At 41.1% G+C, this 20758-nt stretch carries 29 protein-coding genes; 21 read left to right on the top strand and 8 right to left on the bottom strand.

The features are described from left to right. Positions 1-185: 185 nt before the first annotated feature. From R8269_RS03410 to yciH, 4 genes are all read left to right on the top strand, one after another. Complete coding sequence (locus tag R8269_RS03410; protein WP_005376298.1) at positions 186-755, top strand: SPOR domain-containing protein; 570 nt, start codon at positions 186-188, stop codon at positions 753-755. A 149-nt stretch (positions 756-904) separates the two neighbouring features. Continuing rightward, positions 905-1894 carry a D-alanine--D-alanine ligase gene (locus R8269_RS03415; protein ID WP_213901213.1) on the top strand — a complete coding sequence of 330 codons (990 nt, stop codon included), beginning with the start codon at positions 905-907 and terminating at the stop codon, positions 1892-1894. Positions 1895-2022: 128 nt separating this feature from the next. After that, entirely contained in the window at positions 2023-2409 is a 387-nt protein-coding gene (locus R8269_RS03420) for a DUF3319 domain-containing protein (protein ID WP_005376294.1), read from the top strand. A 1-nt stretch (position 2410) separates the two neighbouring features. After that, positions 2411-2722 carry a stress response translation initiation inhibitor YciH gene (yciH, locus tag R8269_RS03425; protein WP_318222451.1) on the top strand — a complete coding sequence of 104 codons (312 nt, stop codon included), beginning with the start codon at positions 2411-2413 and terminating at the stop codon, positions 2720-2722. 223 nt (positions 2723-2945) lie between these two features. Here yciH and R8269_RS03430 read toward each other — a convergent pair whose 3' ends face one another. Next, positions 2946-3314 (bottom strand): DUF3693 domain-containing protein, encoded by a 369-nt coding sequence (locus tag R8269_RS03430; RefSeq protein WP_029856192.1) that lies wholly within the window; start codon positions 3312-3314, stop codon positions 2946-2948. A gap of 183 nt (positions 3315-3497) precedes the next feature. Here R8269_RS03430 and R8269_RS03435 point away from each other — a divergent pair, with 183 nt between their 5' ends. The 11 genes from R8269_RS03435 (at position 3498) to R8269_RS03485 (ending at position 10907) form a co-directional block, all read left to right on the top strand. Beyond that, entirely contained in the window at positions 3498-3803 is a 306-nt protein-coding gene (locus R8269_RS03435) for a hypothetical protein (RefSeq protein ID WP_258509114.1), read from the top strand. Positions 3804-3805: 2 nt separating this feature from the next. Then, a complete protein-coding gene (locus R8269_RS03440; protein ID WP_029826510.1) occupies positions 3806-4021 on the top strand; it encodes a hypothetical protein in 216 nt (71 codons plus the stop codon). Next, positions 4005-5153, top strand: coding sequence for a replication initiation factor domain-containing protein (locus R8269_RS03445; protein WP_257970893.1), 1149 nt, complete (start codon positions 4005-4007; stop codon positions 5151-5153). The genes R8269_RS03440 and R8269_RS03445 overlap by 17 nt, the downstream gene beginning before the upstream one ends. A 3-nt stretch (positions 5154-5156) precedes the next feature. Continuing rightward, positions 5157-5516, top strand: a complete 360-nt coding sequence (locus R8269_RS03450; protein ID WP_025638316.1) for a DUF1293 family protein — start codon at positions 5157-5159, stop codon at positions 5514-5516. Positions 5517-5519: 3 nt separating this feature from the next. After that, on the top strand, positions 5520-5750 hold the full coding sequence (locus tag R8269_RS03455) for a hypothetical protein (protein WP_005477619.1): 231 nt from the start codon (positions 5520-5522) through the stop codon (positions 5748-5750). A 5-nt stretch (positions 5751-5755) separates the two neighbouring features. After that, positions 5756-6001 carry a hypothetical protein gene (locus R8269_RS03460; protein ID WP_005477614.1) on the top strand — a complete coding sequence of 82 codons (246 nt, stop codon included), beginning with the start codon at positions 5756-5758 and terminating at the stop codon, positions 5999-6001. Between the two features lie 168 nt (positions 6002-6169). After that, entirely contained in the window at positions 6170-7684 is a 1515-nt protein-coding gene (locus R8269_RS03465; RefSeq protein WP_258510379.1) for a hypothetical protein, read from the top strand. Between the two features lies 1 nt (position 7685). Beyond that, positions 7686-8030, top strand: coding sequence for a DUF2523 family protein (locus R8269_RS03470; protein ID WP_318222452.1), 345 nt, complete (start codon positions 7686-7688; stop codon positions 8028-8030). Positions 8031-8034: 4 nt separating this feature from the next. Continuing rightward, the gene (locus R8269_RS03475; RefSeq protein WP_053314086.1) at positions 8035-9420 is read left to right on the top strand and encodes a zonular occludens toxin domain-containing protein; all 1386 of its coding nucleotides are present in this window, start codon (positions 8035-8037) and stop codon (positions 9418-9420) included. Continuing rightward, positions 9420-9563, top strand: coding sequence for a hypothetical protein (locus R8269_RS03480; RefSeq protein ID WP_080369130.1), 144 nt, complete (start codon positions 9420-9422; stop codon positions 9561-9563). The genes R8269_RS03475 and R8269_RS03480 overlap by 1 nt, the downstream gene beginning before the upstream one ends. Before the next feature lie 495 nt (positions 9564-10058). Further along, complete coding sequence (locus R8269_RS03485) at positions 10059-10907, top strand: putative phage abortive infection protein (protein WP_318222453.1); 849 nt, start codon at positions 10059-10061, stop codon at positions 10905-10907. A gap of 57 nt (positions 10908-10964) precedes the next feature. Here the strand turns inward: R8269_RS03485 and R8269_RS03490 are convergent, their stop codons facing one another. Then, complete coding sequence (locus tag R8269_RS03490) at positions 10965-11171, bottom strand: hypothetical protein (RefSeq protein ID WP_143696964.1); 207 nt, start codon at positions 11169-11171, stop codon at positions 10965-10967. Between the two features lie 257 nt (positions 11172-11428). Between R8269_RS03490 and R8269_RS03495 the strand changes: the two genes are divergently transcribed. Further along, a complete protein-coding gene (locus tag R8269_RS03495; protein WP_318222454.1) occupies positions 11429-12133 on the top strand; it encodes a phospholipase D family protein in 705 nt (234 codons plus the stop codon). 124 nt (positions 12134-12257) lie between these two features. Beyond that, positions 12258-13028, top strand: a complete 771-nt coding sequence (locus tag R8269_RS03500; RefSeq protein WP_080534616.1) for a hypothetical protein — start codon at positions 12258-12260, stop codon at positions 13026-13028. Between the two features lie 22 nt (positions 13029-13050). On the opposite strand, the gene R8269_RS03505 is transcribed toward R8269_RS03500, so the two are convergent. Next, complete coding sequence (locus R8269_RS03505) at positions 13051-13416, bottom strand: phage protein (protein WP_042770978.1); 366 nt, start codon at positions 13414-13416, stop codon at positions 13051-13053. A 337-nt stretch (positions 13417-13753) separates the two neighbouring features. Between R8269_RS03505 and R8269_RS03510 the strand changes: the two genes are divergently transcribed. Next, positions 13754-14125 (top strand): hypothetical protein, encoded by a 372-nt coding sequence (locus R8269_RS03510; RefSeq protein ID WP_230850608.1) that lies wholly within the window; start codon positions 13754-13756, stop codon positions 14123-14125. Continuing rightward, entirely contained in the window at positions 14109-14426 is a 318-nt protein-coding gene (locus tag R8269_RS03515; RefSeq protein WP_230850607.1) for a hypothetical protein, read from the top strand. Before R8269_RS03510 ends, R8269_RS03515 begins: the two co-directional genes overlap by 17 nt. Positions 14427-14469: 43 nt before the next feature. Here the strand turns inward: R8269_RS03515 and R8269_RS03520 are convergent, their stop codons facing one another. Further along, positions 14470-14835, bottom strand: a complete 366-nt coding sequence (locus R8269_RS03520) for a phage protein (protein ID WP_053303053.1) — start codon at positions 14833-14835, stop codon at positions 14470-14472. Positions 14836-15785: 950 nt separating this feature from the next. On the opposite strand from R8269_RS03520, the gene R8269_RS03525 reads away from it, so the two are divergent. Both R8269_RS03525 and R8269_RS03530 read left to right on the top strand, forming a co-directional pair. Then, positions 15786-16625, top strand: a complete 840-nt coding sequence (locus R8269_RS03525) for a LysR family transcriptional regulator (RefSeq protein ID WP_258476958.1) — start codon at positions 15786-15788, stop codon at positions 16623-16625. 295 nt (positions 16626-16920) lie between these two features. After that, complete coding sequence (locus R8269_RS03530; protein WP_005376260.1) at positions 16921-17133, top strand: hypothetical protein; 213 nt, start codon at positions 16921-16923, stop codon at positions 17131-17133. A gap of 90 nt (positions 17134-17223) precedes the next feature. Here the strand turns inward: R8269_RS03530 and R8269_RS03535 are convergent, their stop codons facing one another. The 4 genes from R8269_RS03535 to R8269_RS03550 form a co-directional block, all read right to left on the bottom strand. Continuing rightward, a complete protein-coding gene (locus R8269_RS03535; RefSeq protein ID WP_258477218.1) occupies positions 17224-17613 on the bottom strand; it encodes a universal stress protein in 390 nt (129 codons plus the stop codon). A gap of 874 nt (positions 17614-18487) precedes the next feature. Then, the gene (locus tag R8269_RS03540) at positions 18488-18649 is read right to left on the bottom strand and encodes a YoaH family protein (RefSeq protein WP_005376257.1); all 162 of its coding nucleotides are present in this window, start codon (positions 18647-18649) and stop codon (positions 18488-18490) included. 41 nt (positions 18650-18690) lie between these two features. After that, positions 18691-19812 (bottom strand): conjugal transfer protein TraF, encoded by a 1122-nt coding sequence (locus R8269_RS03545; RefSeq protein ID WP_005388052.1) that lies wholly within the window; start codon positions 19810-19812, stop codon positions 18691-18693. Positions 19813-19872: 60 nt separating this feature from the next. Next, positions 19873-20754, bottom strand: a complete 882-nt coding sequence (locus tag R8269_RS03550; protein WP_053303637.1) for a DUF2861 family protein — start codon at positions 20752-20754, stop codon at positions 19873-19875. Positions 20755-20758 lie beyond the last annotated feature (4 nt).

Genomic DNA, 20758 nt, shown 5'->3' on the forward strand with positions numbered 1-20758 from the left:
TCATAAACGAATAATTTACTGATAAAACATCTTCAGACCAGACATTGCAGAAAATGTGTACGATGCTTATGGAGTTTGTGTTATTCATCACATCAAAATCACAGATTATTGTATTTGATGCTTGATAAACGGCCCTGCTATCGGCATGATTTATCGTAATATTTATCCAGAGCATTTGTTACTTCATGAAAAAAATCGCAATCATCGGCTTGTCAGTTCTGCTTTCTGCTTGTGCATCTGAAACTTACATCACGGATGTGACCTCAGAAAGTTACCGAGAGGACTACAAATCAGATCGTATCTCTAAACCAATTATGGCGTCTGAAAACGCTGTAGTAGAAAAAGACGTACAACCAACTGTTGTGAAAAAGACGGCAAAGCCTGAAGAGAAGAAAGTAGTCAAGCTAACGCCAAAAGAGCAGGCGAAGCCAGTTAAGATCGTACCACCAAGTAAAAAGCAAGCTGGCATTCAACGATTCGGCTATACCATTCAAGTCGCAGCTGTGGGTAGCCAAGCTAAAGTCGATCAGTTTGCAAATAAGCTGCCACAGAACGGTCAGCCAATTTGGGAAAACTACAAAGTTGTAAACGGTACTAAGTGGTTCTCAGTTTTATACGGAGACTACGCAACAAGCGCAGAAGCCAAGCAAGCGATTTCGACTTTGCCAGCTCAATTTCAGCAGTTAAGACCATTTGTTAAAAGCATTGATGCAATCAAAAACTCAGCTTACCCAACGCTTAACAAATTAAATTAACACATCAAATAAGGGAGCGAATAGCTCCCTTATTTATTTGCTCAAATCCTATTCGAACAACATTCCTCACATTAAAATTACTGTACGTCACACTTCAAAGGTTTATCATAATAAATAGTATCTTTTGTAGGTCACGGAAAGATGGATTCATGATTAAAAATATTCTTTTACTATGCGGCGGTGGCTCTTCTGAGCACGAGATTTCATTATTGTCTGCAAACTTTGTCGAACAACAACTAAATCTTATTGAAGACGTTCACGTTACACGCGTAGAAATAAACAACGAAGGTTGGATGACCAACCAAGGTGAGTTGGTTTACTTGGATCTCAATACCAAGCAGTTGTGCTCAAGTGAATCTAATCAAACCATTGATTTCATCGTGCCTTGTATACATGGTTTTCCTGGCGAAACAGGCGACATTCAATCTCTGTTTGAAATCGCAGGTATTCCTTATCTTGGCTGCGGGCCAGAAGCGAGTAGCAATAGTTTCAATAAAATCACATCTAAGCTTTGGTACGACGCTATCGGCATACCCAATACGCCATACTTATTCTTAACGCGAAACGATGAAGAAGCTCACGTTCAAGCTCATAAAGCCTTTGAAAAGTGGGGAAAAGTTTTTGTTAAAGCCGCTCGCCAAGGCTCTTCCGTTGGCTGTTACAGTGTCACAGAAAAAGACAAGCTTTCTAATGCAGTAAATGATGCTTTTGGGTTTTCTGACCAAGTGTTGGTTGAGAAAGCAGTAAAACCTCGAGAACTTGAAGTTGCTGCATATGAGATGAATGGCCAACTACATATCACTAAGCCAGGCGAGGTCATCGCGCCTGATGATGCTTTTTACTCGTACGATGAAAAATACAGCAGTTCAAGTCACTCGCTCACAGAAGTTGAGGCGAAGAATCTAACTCAAGTACAATTAGATTCCATCCAACACGCGTCAGAAACGGTATTTAGACAAATGAATCTCCGTCATTTATCTCGTATCGACTTTTTCCTAACGGAAGATGATGAGATTTACTTAAACGAAGTAAACACATTTCCAGGAATGACTCCGATCTCAATGTTCCCTAAAATGCTTCAAAACAACGGGCACAAATTTCATGAGTTCTTGGAAGATTGTATAAACAGTGCAAAGTGATTAACGTTATCGAGACGCGTTTTATGATACAAGTTGTTTTCTAGAGCAAGGATTATTCAAGCCGTATTTGAATATTGCTCAGTAGCAATTATGATTATATCAACGCATTAAACAGATGACTCAGTGGTATGGCGATTTCAAATTATAGAGGTTTTAACCTGCAGTCAGTCGGATCAGATGGCAGTGTTTGGAAGGTTAAAATCAAGAACCACGTTTTACAGGGCAGTTTGACGGCGGTAAAGAAAAGCATTGATTGGTGGTGTGACACCGCATCGATTATTGATCCCAAAGAGTTTGCTTCACTCGGACAAAGAGTGCAGCAAACTGGTGTTGCAAAATCAGAGGTCTTTAACGGCTATACTATTCAAAACGATACAGGCCAACCTAACTCTTGGTACTGTATGTTTAATGGTAAACTGATTAAGGGCAGTAAAGCCGCTATTCAACGCCATATCGAAGCTTATTTGGTTGCAAAGCAAAAAGCGATGCAAGCTCAACAACAAAAGAAACAATAGAATGACTCTGGTATATTCAACAGAAACCGGTCGAATTAAACCGGAAGAAGAAAAAGTATCTCGCCCTAAAGGCGATGGTGTTGTTCGGATTCAGCGCCAAACGAAAGGCCGTAAAGGTAAAGGCGTATGCATTGTTACAGGTTTAGACTTGGATGATGCACCTTTAAAGTTATTAGCGGCAGAACTCAAAAAAGTCTGTGGCTGTGGTGGCTCTGTAAAAGATGGCAATATCGAGATTCAAGGTGATGCTAGAGACAAGATCAAGGCACATTTTGAAAAGAAAGGCATGACAGTCAAATTAGCCGGTGGCTAATTTAATATTTCCAGTAAACAAAAATGGCGTCTAAAGAAATAGACGCCATTTTTTTATAAGTTGCTAATTGAAGAGCAAGCAATCGTAGATTGATAGATCGATATTAGCTATTTTATGGTAAATAACCATTATGTTTAATGCTCACAGTAAGGCCCTTAAATTTAAAATCTGCAGGGGAATAGGAGCATACTCAGACAACATTTAGCGTACGGCGATATACAATTTAACATAATATACATAATGCGCACTTAGCTATAGCTACTTTAAGGTCGCCAAGCCACAACGCAAACATGCCACAAATCATTGAAATACTTGATAATCCTAGCCCGTTAAACTTTTTTGCAATGTTTTCCCACATTCCTTTTATGTGTGGATTTTCGTTGCGATCAGCGTGACATCCCAACAAAGCTATCTCTGGGTCAATTCCTGAATTCTCCGCTAGAAAAACTGCTTCTGAATCAGATATATAGCGTCTTCCTTTTCGCATTTCGCTGATTCTGGACGCGTTTACATTCAAATCATGTGCGATTTGCTTGTCTTGTACGTAGTTTTTCGCCTTTTTGTAGGCATCTAACAGCTCACTTTGATACATGGGACTACCTCCGTTTTCTTGATTTTAGCTTAGTAGTTACGGAAATTCGCATCTAGCAATTACGAAAATCCGTAATTACACTTACGACAAATCGTAATTAAGACCGCCTTGGCTTGGGGCGTTTGCCCTTGACGCTTACGTCTTGGCTTCGGCGGTCGCTCTCAACTAGTCAAGGTGGTTGTTATGGTCGTATTGGAAACTGAAGTTCAAAACGTCAACGTTAAAACGTTAACGCTTCGTCATTTCGCTGTGTCTCACGTTCCTGCTTTCAAGCTGTGCTACATCACTACAACAGACATCTTTGAAGAAGTCGTTGTTCCTTTCAATCACTTTGGCTACTGCATTAGCACATTCGAAAACAACCAAGAGTCCTTTGGTTATCTCTCGGTTGGCGATTACGAGTTTCGCTTTGAATCTGACGAGCATGAAGTTCTATGTCGTTTCTTAGGCATGACACCTTCAAAAGCGACGGCTTTAGAGGCTCAGTAATCATGAACGAAGCTCAAATCATCTATTACGACTTGCTGCCTGACTACACGGTGTCTGTGTTGGTCAAAGGTTGCGACGAATGGGATTTGCTTAAATCCATGTCTCATCTTGAGTCTTGGGCTTCCTCTCAGTTCGCTTCTTATGAGTTGGTGTCCATCACCAACACGACCGTTGAACAACGTATCAATTTGGGGGTGTTTGATGACTACTGCAACTAACATCCTCAAAAAGTTCGATGAGCAAAGCGTTCATATTGATTACCTGTGTTTTACGTTTGCTGTGAAAGACTTACGTCATTGTCATGATGCGGTTCGTCGATTGCACAAGCATGAGGAATACAAAGGCTTTGCCAAATCAGGACTATTACAGCGTCACTGTCGAGCACCTAAGTTCCCTGCTCCACCTGTGTTTAATCCGACGGTCGCTAGGACGTCTGAAGAAATTGAAGCGTACAACAAAGCCTTTGATATCTGTTACCGAAACTACTTAGAAGATTGCTTGCGCATCTTCACCAATCAAGTGCTTGGTTTGTCGTTGTCTGCGCCTCGCGGTTTGGGTTTTCAGTTCTACACCGAATCCATGAAACTGACTTCGCCAGATGGTGAGGACTTCTGCGGCTTCGTTGGAATCGGCGGTAACAATGACACAGTGCATTTCCAAATCAACGGAACGGGATGCAAGCATGTATTTGCCCGTCGTCCTGCGTGGTCGCTGCATGACTGGCTGACCAATGTGCTTGGTGTGCAAACTCTAGCTCGTGTTGACTTGGCCTATGACGATTACGACGGCATTTTTGATTGCGAATACGCTTACAAGGCGTGGCGTGACGACTGTTTCCGCACCGCAGAACGTGGTCGTGGCCCTGTGCTTCATGAAGATATGACCATTGCCAGTATCGGAAAAGACGGCAAACCGATTTACACCAAAGAGCAATACTCGATTGGTTCGCGTACCTCGCGCATTTACTGGCGTATCTACAACAAGGCTCTTGAGCAGAAACTCGCGAACACTGGCCTTGTCTGGTATCGCTCTGAGGTCGAGCTTAAAAAATGGAATGTTGATGTGTTGCTGAATCCGGCTGGCGCGTATGCCGCGCTCAATGATTTCGCAGCCTCGATTTCTACTGCAAAGAAATTCAATACCAAACCCGTCCCGACGAAACGCGCGGCGTTAGACCTGTTGGCCTCTGCGCACTGGATGCGTCGCCAGTACGGGAAAATTCTGAACTCTTTAATCGAATTCCATGAGGGCGACATTGAAACCGTGGTCGGTTCCCTTGTCCGTGATGGAACTAAATTCACCTTCCCCGATACCTACGGCAAGTTGGTGACTCACATATTGGAGACTTAACAAATGGCAGCAAAACTTTTTGTACTTGGCATGGACATCATGTGGAACCCATCTCGCGGTGATATGGCTCAACTGAACATTTCTCGCCCGATGAAGCAAATCAATTCCGAGAAGTTCAAGCGCCGTACTATCGGTGAGTCTGGTGATGTTAACCAGCAATGGGATCAACCCATCATGATTGATTATGACTATGCCATCAAATTAGAGAGAACTGGTGCGTTGGTGCCTCGTCGTGAGTATGAGGTTCGTCTTGATATGAACCCGTTAGACCCGTTATCCGGCTCTATCGTCGTTGAGCTCATTCCTGTTGACCCTGAAATTAAGAAGCACTTTGAAGCTTCAATGAAAACAGTTCAAGGCTAAAAAATGTCTGTATGCGTCACCGTCGTTAACCAGTATGGCAATTTGAAAGCAACGAAAACGCCTGTTGCGGATTGCCAAGAATACGTGCTGATTTCGGCGGTGGACTACCAAGAATATAAGGAACCAGTCCTATTCAACGGTGACTTGTTCCTGTATGTCAGTGGCGTGCTCTTGATCAACATGGTCGTTGGTCACTGGGTGGGTCGTGTTGTTCGCCTTATGAGTAAAAGGTAAATCTTATGAAAAAACTAGAACTTGTTGTAACTAACGTAAAACACGCAGTAGTAAACAAAAAGACCGCAGCTGGCGCTGCTCTTATGGCTGCGTCTGTCTCTCCGGCGTTCGCTGAAGTCGATATTACGGGCGCAATCAACTCTGCGGTATCCGGTGGTCAAGCTAACGTATCACTGGTTGTGGCGGGTCTGATTGGTATGGCTGCACTGGGCTTTGGTGTGACAATGGTTGTTGGCTTCTTGCGTCGCTAACGGTTCACCTCTATGCCTCCTTTATCGGGTAATTTACTTGGAGATGTTCTCGCTATCGTTCTAGGTGTTGCCTTTGCGGGGGCATTCCTCCACGGCTTTGTGAGTGGCATCAATACTCACTAATCAACGGATAAGGGAGCTTCGGCTCCCTTTTTTAATGGTGCAAATGTGAATAAGTCACTCTTTTTAATTTTGTTTTCTTGCTTGTTCCTGTCGTGGCACGCAAGCGCAGCTCAACCTACTTACGCTGTGAGGGATGTTATCGCTTATCCCGACTGCAAACTGTCTAGGGGGATGAGAGTTAACCCTTATTCTTATGTCTCTTGTTATGAAAATAAATTTGTTCGATACAAGGACTTCTCTACTACGTCATGTTACATGGATAGTGATGAGTTCGGCTTACGTATAATGTGTAATACCGACAGTTCTTCTTTCCCAAAAATTCAAACTGTATGGTTCCGTCATGATACGGCTAAGTGTCCAGCTGACTATGAATTGATAAATGATGGTGACGGTGTCACCTGTGAACCCATCGTTCCTCCGTGTGAGTATGGGGAGAATCCTGACGGCTCATGTATGGACGCTTGCCAGTTCAAACAGTCTATTGGCGATACCGTGAAATTGTACTGGCACCCTGCCATTTACGGCGAATTGGTGACGGGCGCTTGTTACGGTGATTACGGTGCCACTCGATGTGAAGTCACTAAGAACGAATCCACCATTATTTGTACTGGCGTTCCTGATGGACAGTACACGCCCGACTCTCAATGTTCTCTCAAGTTCGCGTTCACTGGTCGTCAGTGTGAAGGTGGCACTTTGTTTTGGGGCGATAAGGGACCGGATGAACCCATCATTCCACCCGATGAACCGGAAGACCCAACCCATGACCCTGACGACCCAACAGGCGAGATTGAAGACCCAAGTGTCCTACCCGATGATTCAACCAACACGGTCAATCCCGGTGACGTTGATGATGAACCGGATGTAGAAGATCCTGACACGGATGAATCGACAGACACGGCAGTCCTTTCTGCCATTAAAGGGCTTAACGTGGATGTGAACAAAGGCATTCATGATCTTAACGTCGATATCAACCAATCACACGCTGACATCACCAATGCGGTCATTGATGTGAAAGGCTCTTTGGTTGATAACACCCAAGCCATTCAAGAACAGCAAATCAATGACAACAAGATTTATAACAACACCAAGGCACTCATCCAACAGGCCAACGGCGATATCACTACGGCGGTAAACAACAATACCAACGCGACCATTGGTATTCGTAACGATTTAAAAGGGCTTGGTGATTCAATGGGCGAACTCGATAACAGCTTAAATGCGATTGAGGGTCTATTGACTGGCTCAGAGTTTGGCACACCTACGGGCACCGCTATCACTGGCGAAATCTTCACGGCAGAAGACTTTGCCATCCTGCAAACCACGATAGATAAAAAAGCCGAATACATCCAAGGCTATGTGGACGACATCAAAGGCTTAATCACTATCGGCACCAACTTCAATAACGGCACATTAAGCGACAAGTCTTTTAACATCAAAGGCGCAACCGTTGAATCAGGACTACAGCGTTTTGATGCGGTATCGGGGTATGTGCGCCCTGTCGTGCTGTTCATTTGTGCCTTAATCGCCCTTTGGGTTCTGTTTGGTAATCGGAGTAAATAACATGGAATACATCTACTCAGCATTAGAGTTTATTGCCAACATTGGGCAAACCTTTCTCGACTTCTTTGATGTGGCGATTGAATGGATAAAGAACGTGTTTGAATACGTCGCGATGTGGCTTATCTCAGTATGGTTCGATATCAAGATTGCCTCGATACAAATCGCACTCAAGATTGCCCAGCTGCTGCTCGAAGAATATGGCGTCTATACGCTTGTCGAAGACCGCTTTAATGCGCTTCCCTCTGACGTCCGTTATATCTTGACCGAATACGGCGTCACCTCTGGGCTACGTGTCATCTTTGATGCGTTCGCTACGTCTTTAGTTATGCGTTTCTTTAACTGGTGATTGAATGGCTACTTCATTTCGATACGGTCACGGTGGCTCTTACAAATCGGCTTGCGCCGTGTGGTTTGACTTACTGCCTGCACTGCGTGAAGGTCGAATTTGCATTACCAACATTCATGGCATGCAGCCACTTGAAGTGATTGAACAACGCCTTGGTGAGAAGTTTCCTGATACAGCTCGGCTCATTCGCATTAGCTCTCGCAATCCTGAAGGCTTCGAGCTTTGGAAATACTTTTTCTGTTGGGCGCCCATTGGGGCGTTCATCCTCATTGATGAGTGTCAGCAAATCTTCTCGGTCAATGCAGGTTTCAAAATGGCGAACATACACAAGCGCCCTTTTACTGATTTTGAGCCTCACTTACCGGAAGGATTCTCCGAGCTGTTTCACTCTCGTTGGCTAACGATTGATACATCCAGCTTGGACAATGGCGAGATAGATGATTGCCAACGCACACGTTTTGATGAGCAAGGACGCATCATCTATCCCGAGAACTTTAACAACGCCTTTATGGAGCACCGGCACTACAACTGGGACATTGTGTTGCTCACGCCTGACTTTGCTCAAATCCCGAAAGAGTTAAAAGGTGTCGCGGAGTTGGCCAAGCAACATAAGGGTAAAGATGGGATCTTCTTTTCCAACCGTAAACCGCGCATCTTGGAACATGACCCAACTCGAACGGTCACCAAACCAAGCAAAGACGATGTGGTTTATAACCTCAAGGTGCCGCTTGATGTCCACCTACTCTACGCCTCGACCGTCACGGGGCAAATCACCAAATCGGGACTTGGAAAGAACATCTTCCTTAACCCTAAATTCTTAGCAGCTATGGCACTGGTCGTGCTTTCATTTGGGTACTTAGTTTATGCGCTTATTGGTATGGTTTCTGATTCTGAGACGACAACTGCGGAAGGAACGCAGCTTCATCAAACTTCGCAGCAAGGTGGCGTTTCGACTTCGCAAGTTCAAGCTCGTCCTGGTCAAAGTGGTTCGCCTGGTTCTGTCATGGGTTCTAGTGGTTCTGGCTGTACGGGTTCTGGTTGCGGGAATGAGTCTTATCATGACGTAGGCACCGTTCCTGCTTGGTTCCCACTGGCGAACTCAGAAAGTATCTATGTCTCTGCGGTGGAACGTTGGCACAAAGCCACCTCGATACACGTCAACGTGCATTTTGAGGTTGTCACACCGCGCGGTGTGACTTACCTCGATGACGGATTCCTAAACAAGTTGGGCGTCAAGATGGAATATCTGGACGATTGTCTCGTCCAGCTGTCCCACGGCGCATCCAACTTCTATGTCACGTGTTCGCCGTATGAGCAATATGCACAACGGCAAGAGCAAGATATTGAACTCAAACCTGTTGGCGGTTTGTTTAGTGGAGACGAAACCTAATGAATGAATACGTAACGCATGGACAGCTGGTTGAAATCATCGAGCTGTTTGATCATCTCTCGATAGTGAATGCAGTCATAGTGGTGCTCGTGTATGACCTTTCCAGATACCTCCTAGGCAAACTGGTCGACTACTTCAATTAAAGGCAAGGTGCCAGCCCCGCAGGGATAAGGAGTTGCGGAGCGACGACGAGGCACCAAGCCGCCCACCATAGCAAAACCTAGCCTCATCACTTAATCGGCGCGGTTAGCAGCCCAAGGCTATTTGGATGCTGCCGCCCTCCTTCCTGCTAGACCAGCCTTGCAGAGACTATCCACACCAAAGGCGCGTTAACCTACCGGAACGCTGCATACTCACAACGTCAAAGCTTTGCGAGTGTCGAGCAATGTTTATTCTTCTTTTCTGGGTTCTCTCCGACGGACGCGCGGAGCAAGTGAGGACGGGCTAGGACGATTGCGCGACGTGCGGCGGGAGGTCAAACCCCCGAATCTGTATTACGGGGGTAAATTCCACCGGTTTTCAATGATTGATACGCTATCCCATATAATAAACAATCAGTATACTATTGAAATATCGAATTTTATTAATGACAAATATATGTTTTGTTGAAAGTTGATCCTGCCCCATATGGAGATTTTATGAAGATAAAGAGTTTGAGCGTGTTGTTAATTGGTGGTGTGGTTTGTGCAGTTTTATTGTATGGAGGGACTTTGATTGCCTTAACGTGGCCAATCAATAATCTCTCGATAAGTAATTCGGGGGTTTTTGGTGATAGCTTTGGCGTTTTGACATCCCTTTTTTCCGGATTGGCTTTTGCTGGTTTGATTATCACAATTGTTATGCAACGTGATGAACTGTCTCTCCAAAGGCAAGAGTTAAACTTAACTCGTGAGGAGTTAAGTGGTCAAAAGGAAGAGATGAAAGCTCAAAATGAAACGCTGCAGATTCAGCGCTTTGAAAGCACTTTTTTTAAGATGTTAGAGTTTCTTGACAATTGTAGGAGAGATATTGTTTATAGCTCTTTACAAGGGAGAGGCTACGAGGGTAGAGATGCTATACAAAAGTTATATCAAATATTAATTACGAGTTACTTTTCTACTTGGAGTCAGCAGGGCTTTGACCGCAAGAGCGAGTTTAATGATGAGTGCAGAAACCTAGAAGGTATAGTTAAAGAGTATAATAAATTTTACGAAAAAAATGGAGACGACTTGGGTCAATATTATAGGACGTTTTATAACCTATTAAAATTAGTTGATCGTGCTGATTTCATCTCGGACAAATCTGTCTATACCAACCTATTGCGTGCTCAGCTATCTCGATACGAATTGCTTCTGCTATTTTACAATTGTATTAGCGGTTATGGTTCTGAAAAAATGGCACCATTGGTAAAGAAATATAAAATACTCAAATACTTAGAAACTTCACTATTGCCAAAAGAAAACATAGAAGTATTCGAAGAGTTTATCGAAAGCAATAGAATAGAATAAAATAGACATAGTAACTCAAAGGCTCTCTTCGAAGCCTTTGAGTTATACAGTTTTTGTTTAACCTGTATGGCACGCTGGACTGCAAAACGCACAGCCATTTGCTTTACTATAGATTAATTTTGCCTTTGCAACAGCTTCTACACAGTTATCGAAAAGACCTAAAAATTCCTTTTCCTTAATTTTAGATATGTAAAAACAGCTATCGCTATGCACTTCATGATCTCCATTAGCCTGTGCTCTCTTATTTACGTAATATAATGGCATTTCAATCTCCTTGGTGTGTATAAAGTTGCATAATAGCCGCTTTGTGCTTTCACTAATCTCACACAGCTCAAAAAACAGCAAAAAAACAAACTGCGTACTATGGATTAACTTGAAAGAGAGCAAGCGAAAAAATGAATAGTTCCACAAAAGATTGTGATTCTCTGCTTGTGCTTCGTGTTTTGCATTTGTGACTCTTGATCAAACCGGTACTTAGTCGTAGCCTGTGTGCGCTAGGTTTTATATGTCAAGGATATGAAATGGCTAAGTTTTTAAATACAAGCGCTACAAATTACTATCTCGAAGAACTTATCAAGAACGCATCGGAAAGACTGATTCTTATCAGCCCATTTCTCAAGCTTAATGATCGCATTCGAGAACTTTTAGAAGACAAAGACCGATTAAAAATCGACATTCGAATTGTCTATGGCAAAAGTGAGCTACAACCTGATGAGATTAACTGGCTTAAAGGTCTCTCCTTTGTGCGTACCAGTTTTTGCAAAAACCTCCATGCAAAGTGTTACATGAATGAAAGTGCTTGTATCATTACAAGTTTAAACCTCTACGAGTTTAGCCAAGTAAACAATAACGAAATGGGCATCTTTATTGATCGTGACGAAGACCCCAATGTCTACAAAGACTCCTATGAGGAAGCACAACGTATTATTCGTATTAGTGATGAGGTTCGTATTTCATTAGAGAAGGTTACATCATCTACCAATGACTCTTCTAAACGTGAAGACTCAGAACCAGAAAAAGCCAAGCTAACTTCATCCAAGCTAGCCAAGAAGCACAAAATTAAAACAGATGACTTTCTTCAGATGTGTGTAAGCAAAGGCTACTTATCTTTCGATGATGGAAAACATTCTTTAACCGAAGAAGGGAAATCGTTGGGTGGTGAGTTCAAATACAGTAAACGTTTTGGTCCTTACTTTATCTGGCCAGAGTCATTAGATGTTGAATAGAAAAATAAGGCTCCAACTGGAGCCTTTTGATTACTACACCTTGGTGCACTTATAAAGTGAGAAGAAGTTCAACTATGATGAATAATTTTTGTATAGTGACCTATAACGATAGTGAAACCATTACATGAAAGAAGTTTTAAGCTCTATTTTAGAGCATACAAAAGATAGAATTAGACAGCCTTTTCTCGGAGCGTATAGTTTATCTCTGATAATGTACAACTGGGATTTGATTTATTACTTGTTTTGGGCTCAAGGTGATGTTGAAGCTAAAATAACTGCCATTAAACAGCAATACTTGTCTGTCACCGATTTAACTTATCCATTCTTCGTCGCTTTGCTCGTAGTGTACATCCCTATAACCATCAATGCTTACCGACAGCAATTATTTGAGCTTTTGGAGGGTCGTGTAGAAGCTCAAAGACTGTCTCGGAAACTAAAGCGCTCATCGTTCGATCTTGAAGTTGCAGAAAACGAAGCTAGATTGATGCATGTACCAGCTAGAATCCAGAAAGAGTCAGAGGAAGAGATTGATCAAATTAAAATGCTGAATCAAGGTTTGAATAACGAAATAGAGAACCTTAATGAACGCATAAAAACTCTGGATGAATTGGTCAGAAGTCAAACAAATAGACTTGAAGAGCTAACATTACGAAACGAAGAGCTAACAACTAGAATGAAAGTTTATCAGCTCAATCTCACAGATTATGGCGTTGCCAAGTTAAATAGTAAGCAAGCTGATTTATTAAATATTATTTCAAGATTTGCTGGCAAAGTATCAAGTGATATTTGGAAAGAACTCGAAAATTCAGCAATTGCTTGTGAAGAAAAGAAACTTAAGAGGTTGATAGGAGATATTGAGAGTTCTTGGAATAACGATGGTATAACATCACAATGAAGGCTCCAACTGGAGCCTTTAATTACACGATTCTCTTTAGTACTCTTGCATACTTCAATATTTGATGAGCAACCTTTATATCATTTGATGCCCCTAACTCAAGTAAAGCAACCCCAATTAATACTTGCTGCGCAGTAACCAACTGTCCTGTTGGAAGTTCTAACCGATCATGCCTCATTACGAAGTTTTCCCAGTCTTCACAACTGCTTAGTTCCCTACCCTTATTCATCCTCATTAAGCGTTTACACTCAGGCGGAATAGATTTTCCTTTATCCCATTCTTTGACCGTTCTAACAGTTTTTAAACAAAGTTTTGCAGCTTCTTCGACGGTTAAACCACATTCAAATTCACGAAAAATATAGTTTTTAGTCATTTCGTGATACTTCATTGAATTGTCCCTCAAAAGAGAGACATTTTATAGGATACACATATGCAATCGTATTCAAAACAAGCGCCCATAATGCGCTGTAGAGTTGGTTATTCATCACCAAATTTCATTGTCCAATATTGTTCCAATACATTTGGTATCTTTCTACATATTAGTATCAGTAAAAATTCCACCCACCCATGTGCACCTTGGTGAGTATCAAATGAGATGAACGAGTGCAGCTGTGTAGTTAGGGTGATGTTTTTTGTAGGAAAAATAACTATTTGTGGTCATTGAGATTAAAAATGCTCGAGCTTTTTAATATAATTGTTCGTCATTTCAACATTAGGTATAAGTCGTGCTTAATATTAATAATCAAAAGAAAGCGATCGTACTATTCGCATTTTTAACTGTCGGTTCTGCGTTTCTAAATGCTTATGGCATGGTAGCTAGTGTCTTAGAACAAGTAATTTCTTTCTTTTCAACATTGATTACATATGCCGTCATTGTGACTTTATTTTCAGTTTTCATGGGAGCTGATGTAATCGACTCTAAAATTCGAACCTACATTGGCATCAGTTTTGTGGTCATGACCATCGTTGAAAATGTTTGTCCGATGATACTTTATAGTAACCAGACTCTCCCTGATGATTACTATTTTGTATTCTTTATTCAGTTAATACTTAATGTATACATAGCGAAGGTAATAGCTCATGAACGCAATTCTTGAACAGTTAGGAAAAGCATCCCCTCTAGGTTCTCTTTTAATGAAGATGAAAGGTCAACTAGATTCAAAAGCTGATGCAAACCGAATTTATAAGGATTTGTACCCAGTTTTAGAAGATCTTTTGTCTCGTGGATATGGTTTTGACACTCCAGAGGTTCAAGGAATAATTAGTGTACTTAGAGAATTACCCGCCTGGGGAGCCAAACGAGCAAATTTCGAGAAGCGTTACTTACAAGATGAAAGCACGCTGCGCAAACTGCCTCGTGACCCGTCTTATTTTAATGGACAAGGTTGTTGGCATTAAATATTTTGCTAAATCATACAGGCTCCACTCGGAGCCTTTTTTATTACACCATATTCTTCAACACTCTGGCATACTTCAGGATTCGGTGAGCAACTTCTCTATCATTTGAAGCCCCCAATTCTAATAACGCTACGCCAATCAGTACTTGCTGAGGCGTCACCCGTTGACCAGTCGGCAACTCTAAGCGGTCATGCCTCATTACGAAGTTTTCCCACCCATCGCAGATGCTCAGTTCTCTACCCTTGTTCATGCGCATCAGCCTTTTACACTCCGGCGGAATGGCTTTTCCCTTATCCCACTGTTTGACCGTCCTCACACTTTTTAAACAAAGTTTGGCAGCTTCTTCGACGGTTAAACCACATTCAAGTTCACGAAAAATATAGTTTTTAGTCATTTCGTGATACTTCATTGAATTGTCCCTCAAAAGAGAGACATTTGATAGGACACACATATGCAATCGCATTCAACATAAGCGCCCATAATACGAACTTAAGGGTTAGAAGATTAGCATTGGTGAAGTCAGCTTAGTTACGCCGTATTTGGCCTTTGCGGCCTTACAGGCTTCATCAGCTGTCCTGTATGGGCCATGAACTTCGATTCCACCACAGCGACCACTTGAACTGTATCTTGGGTTACGTCCGACACCATGCACGTTGGTTTTGCATCTTGCTCATTCAATATGAGTCAACATGGACACGCATTTGCTTACCCCAAACGTGTAAGTACTAGATTACCTTTATAGGAACAAGGAATCTAACAGATGTAAACTCTCTACTTTTCAATCTATACCTAGATCTTTCTTCATATGTTCACTCAACTCGTTAATGGTTCTTACATTAATCTTATGTTTGCAATGATGGGTTCTCAACTCTTCACCAAATAATTTTACTAGTGATTTGGTATACAAAGTACTAAGATTATTTATTATTCTATACAATGTATCTTTCTGATAAACAGATCTTTTCGAATTTTGTATTGCAGTCTTCATATTTAAATACCCTCACACGTTTAACTTTATAATTTAAGAATCAATTTCAACGTTTATTATTACTTTTTCCAATATGGAATGAGTCATTATCAATGATGCACAATCAACAATTAAATCACCCGAATCCAACTTAGTAAGTTCACGAGATAATTTTTTATTTTTAAATCTTTATTTTCTATATTTAATCCGATTGAGTTAATTTCTTCAGGATATCGGTTTAACCTAATATCCAATATACTTTTATTAAGATAGTAGTCTGCCTTTATTTCATGGCGGCTTTTAGATATCATTGTCCCCCTCCGATGAAGCAAGTTATACTTTCCCACCAGTTAAAAGACAACGTGACTCAGAGTTGCAAAAAGGTAACAATCATGGAATTGATGAACAATGAGCTGATCTGCTTTGCAGCCATTTGTAAACACCTCTCTCTTACAGAGGCATCAAAAGAACTTGGAAAGTCGAAAGCTCAAGTCAGCAGGCAGCTAGCAGCATTAGAAAAACAACTTGGTGTAACACTCGTCCACAGGACAACAAGGAAACTCGTTTTAACTGACCATGGCGAAAGCATTAGAGAGCTTGCTATCAAGACGTTAGAGAGTTTGCACGAGTTAAATTACAGAGCTAGCTCGTTGAGTGAATGCATTGATGGAAAGTTTAAAATCACAATGCCCAACTCTATAGCCTCTTCTATTTTTGGTTCTGTTCTTAAAGACTTAAAAGAACGATATCCAAAAGTTGATTTTGAAATATCATCAAGTAACAATGTAGAAAATTTATTAGAAAGCAATGTAGATTTAGCGATTAGGCTTAATAATGTTATTGATGACACTCTTATTGCACATAAAATTGGTGATTATAGTGATATTTTGATATCTAGGGTAAGTAATGCCAACCACAAAACACTATTAATCTACAAATATCATTCGAATAAGGAATCAATTAAAAGTCAATATACTGATGTTATCGAAGTTGATAACACCTCTATTTTAATAAACTTTGTTTCTGAGGGAGTTGGGGTTGGTGTCATTCCAAACTATCTTATTAAAAGTAACTATATAGACAAAAACATCCGAATATCGCAAACTTTTGATATAGAACGTTCCATGTATATTGCCTACCCTTATCAAAACCCTTTGCCAAGAAAGCTAGCTGAGATATCTACTTTTATTAGGTCTGAGTTATCACAAGTATTGAAGAGTGAGTCATTTTAGGGCGGTTGTTCAGATTTAGAATTTTGCGTTGTCTACTCAACTAGGCCTAACGCTAATCTTTGTAACATATTGTTTCAGCGGTATTTATTAACACCCCATCTTTATGCTTGCTATCACAATGTGAGATGCTCTGCCGTCTTGTTATCAAGGTTTTGCGTGGAATAAATCACGTGGGGTAAACGATAGATTGACTTACATTAAAATTTTCATCAAAAGCAACTTTATATAAAATTGATTTCATACCAATCTATGTGTATCTTCTACCCATATCCCCACAATAACCAAGGAGAATGCCATGGATAAGCTACTCGCGTCTGCATTAGAAATTAAGCAGCGAACTATGGTGACTGGCTTTTTTGCTAGAAATGGATTCAAAATCGCTATGACCGATTTTGATGATGTCACTTTTGAGCGAGAAGGCGTGCAAGTTAACGTACATTTTGATCTGCAGTCAAACGCGGAGTCTGCATCTGTTTTATCTCATGAGGCATCAATCATTCCTGGCTAAAAACTTTTATTATCACCGATACACCAAGCCGAACATAAAAGTTCGGCTTTTTAGTGACAAAAAATGATGAGTGCGAACAAGAGTTGTCGATCACTCGTCTAAATAGACGATTAATAAATCAGCTTCAACTTCGTTCACAACCTTTGGTATCGATGAAAAAAAGCGACTCAATAAGTTGTGATGATGACCACAGACAACTAAATCTATCCCCTCTTTTTTGACGATTCCCGATAGTTTTATATGAAGATCGCCGATTACTACCATGGTCTCGCTTACTGGGTATAAGCATTTATCAGCGAGCTCTTGCAGCCTCCTTTCCAATTCTTGCTCTTCCTTAGTTTCCATGACTATGCGATCGACATCTACGTAAACAAATGAGAGTTTGCTGCTTGAGTTATCTGCTTGCATTATTGCTTTTTCGATAACGGCTTGGCTAGATTTAGATAAGTCGACAGCAACCAAAACGTGCTTGTAACCCATCATTCCTCCCTTGGTTAGTTTTTGTTCTCATATTAAGTCTAGTCCACATAGAGCGAACACAACATCAAAACTACTGCTACATGATAGTTAAAGGAGTTTAGTGTAAAACAGGCAAATAGTTTTCATTGCAACCTTGTTGCTTCCTCTCATCCAAAGGTCAACGATGTTTTTCCAATTTCTTCTCTAATTATCGGACTATTTAACAGGAAGGACGTCAGGAAACGTTACGTTGTAATAGGCGTTACTGCTCTTGATTTCTACTACTCTTGAGGTTTCATATTACCCACTTCAACGTCGCCTAGTTTAGTAAAACTACTTTAGGTTAAGCGTGTTCAATATGTAACGCTCCGCTCAAATCCAGGAGACGTATTTCGGCTAAAAAAGCAGCTAAATAAGATGAACTTCCGATTCATCTATTACATATGTCTGCGAGTGCTTACTGTTCTTATATCGCGTATTTAATAAGTCTAGTTTAATTACCGTTATAAGTTACGGTGTCTCTTTTTTCTTTTTTTAGCATAATCTTCTGCCTGAGAGAGAGGCTCTCTTGGGCTTTGTAATTAAATTACAAAATCAATCGCGACCAATATGGTTGGCAGATTAAAAGACCGAGGTAAGCAATTGATATAATTGAGTTTAATTTATAAGTTCTTTAAAAAATGCCTAATTACCTGTGCTACGAAAACTAAGGTTAACACGACTGGGTAAAATTTTACTAACTCGCTATTTAGTCTTAAAGGTAATTGAACAAGATTAAAATCATATAGGTATAGTAAATTGTAGTTACAGCGTAACCAGGGTGGTGTTTGGGAATGTAAAGGAATAGAAAATAGAAAGGCAAAAAAACAGGGCGTATGCCCTGTCCATGAATTGATTAGTTTTGTTGCTGTTGTTTTTCTGCGTACTCAGATCGAATCCGTTCTGCAACAATTTTGATAGCTTCTGCAGTACTTGTGCCCTTCGCCATCAATTCTTGAATTCTCTCTACAGCTTGTTGTTGCTCTTGGTGAGATAGAGGGGGTAAATCGTCAAACATAAAAAGCTCCTCATTTTGAGGAGCTGACTATAACGATTCAATCAATAGGTAGCAAGGAAATTAATGGATGCACCCATAGCGTTCTCGTTTGTGTACTGAGCTGCGATATCCAATTCGAACAACTTAAGTGGAGACAACCCGATACCAGCAGTAATGGTTCCTTCGTCATTACTTCGAGCTAAGTTCTTCATATACCCTGCCCGTAATGCCATTTGACGCAAAATATCAAATTCAATACCAGCTCGAATCATTTGCGTATTATCATCAAAGGATGAAAAACGTTTTTCTTCGTTAAGATCGTAGTCAACACTCATCGTAAAGTAATCGGCAACAATCCCTGCCCCAACGGTGTATACAGGACGCATGCTATATTCGTATGATTTTATCGTATCGCTGCCATATTGGAATGATTTTGTTTTAACGTCTCTTCCGATCAAATTTTTCGCTGAAATACCGAGACGATATGGGCCAAAGAACCAAAGTGCGCCGGCGTCTAAGTTAAACATCGTTTCCGCGGTCTCATTTTCACGTAAGTCTTTAGTATCAAAATTCTGAAAACTCGTGGCGTATGAGTACGTGTATATACGCTGAAGTTTAGGAGTAACACCAAAAGAAAGGTGTTGGTTCATGAAATTAGTGTATTTAGCAAGTGAAATACCAGCTTCAGCCACGCCAATAGAAACACCTTGTACATAGCTATCATCTAATGGATTAGTACCTGAGGTATCAACATTTGGTTGTACGAATGATTCAGTGTATAGCTTACCGTATGCAGTTGCAGATAAGAATTTGTTGGGGATACCAATGGCAACGACACCACCAAGATCAAAGTCTGTCTTTTTCCCATCGATAGCATCCATCGATTTTTTGATTTCATCGACGTCTGTCAATTTGCTGATGCGTTCGATCTCATCAACTAGATCATATTGATCATCGTAGCTGCCACCAAAACTTGGCACGATCATGCCTGCATCGTCATTTCGGCGATAAATCGCAGTAAGAGCAGGGTTGAAAAAAGGCGCAGTTAGATAAGTTGCTGATACGGTACCAACGCCACCCATTGCATCACTACGAGCCTCTATCGCATAAGTAGCAGCAGAAGCAGCATTAGCGAAAAGAATAGTAGCAACAGAAGTGGCAAGAATTTTATATTTGTTTTTCATACTACACTTGTGATTTTAGTTCGTCCTGAACCTTTATCGGCACAAGTAGTATTTCTTTAACTATTCTTCCTGGGAAAGATCATAGGTTCGGCTAATAGTTTGAGCCTGCTCAACAATTATATCGCCCTGCCAACGGCGACTATTGATACTTACCGCCAATACGTATCTATCGTTTGGGACACCCGCTAGCTCCAATGAATTTGGATAGTTAGACTCATAAGTCTTTTTCCACATTTGCTCGTACTGGCCATCAATGTAGTCATACAAACCAACTTCAAGTTGCGGTAATGGACAATGGGGATTACGAAGTGCGCTCTTTTCTACTTTCCAATTCTCTTTAGATGTCCAACGAACATATTGAGAAGAGTTTGAATCTCCAAGTATTACCCAAGTTCGATACTCTTGTTTATCAGTAGAAACAACGGTTAAGTGATATAAACCAGCTTCAAGCTTGCCTGTTAAGTTATAGCGTTTCGAGTAACTACGCTCGTTGGCAAGTTCTGTCCCGTTCGGCTGTTGTTCATAGCTGAATGAACTGTCCGCGGATATAGAATCATCCACCCATCGATTAAATGAAATATTTTCGATGTCAGTTGTAGCTCTTAGCTTGATCACCAATCTAAATGTATCTCGCCCAGGGCTTTGAATAGTCTGACGAATAACGTTCACACCACTTATCCAATCAGGCAGCGTTACACCAGTGAGAGCCTTGCCACAGTTTTTAGATAGTGACTGACCAAGAAGATCATTAAGGTGAGGAGTCAAATCTTTACTTGGTTCAGTTTGCCAGAGTTCAACAAGAGAGTTGAACATACCCGCAAGATCATCTTCAAGTAAGTGTTGATGTGCCTGTGTTAAAGGCGTGTTAGTTTGAAACCAGTCCATCGCATGGACTGGTTTCACTAACGCTAATGAGAGAACTACAGGGAGTAGTATTTTCATTACG

The sequence above is a fragment of the Vibrio sp. Vb0667 genome, from assembly GCF_033391095.1.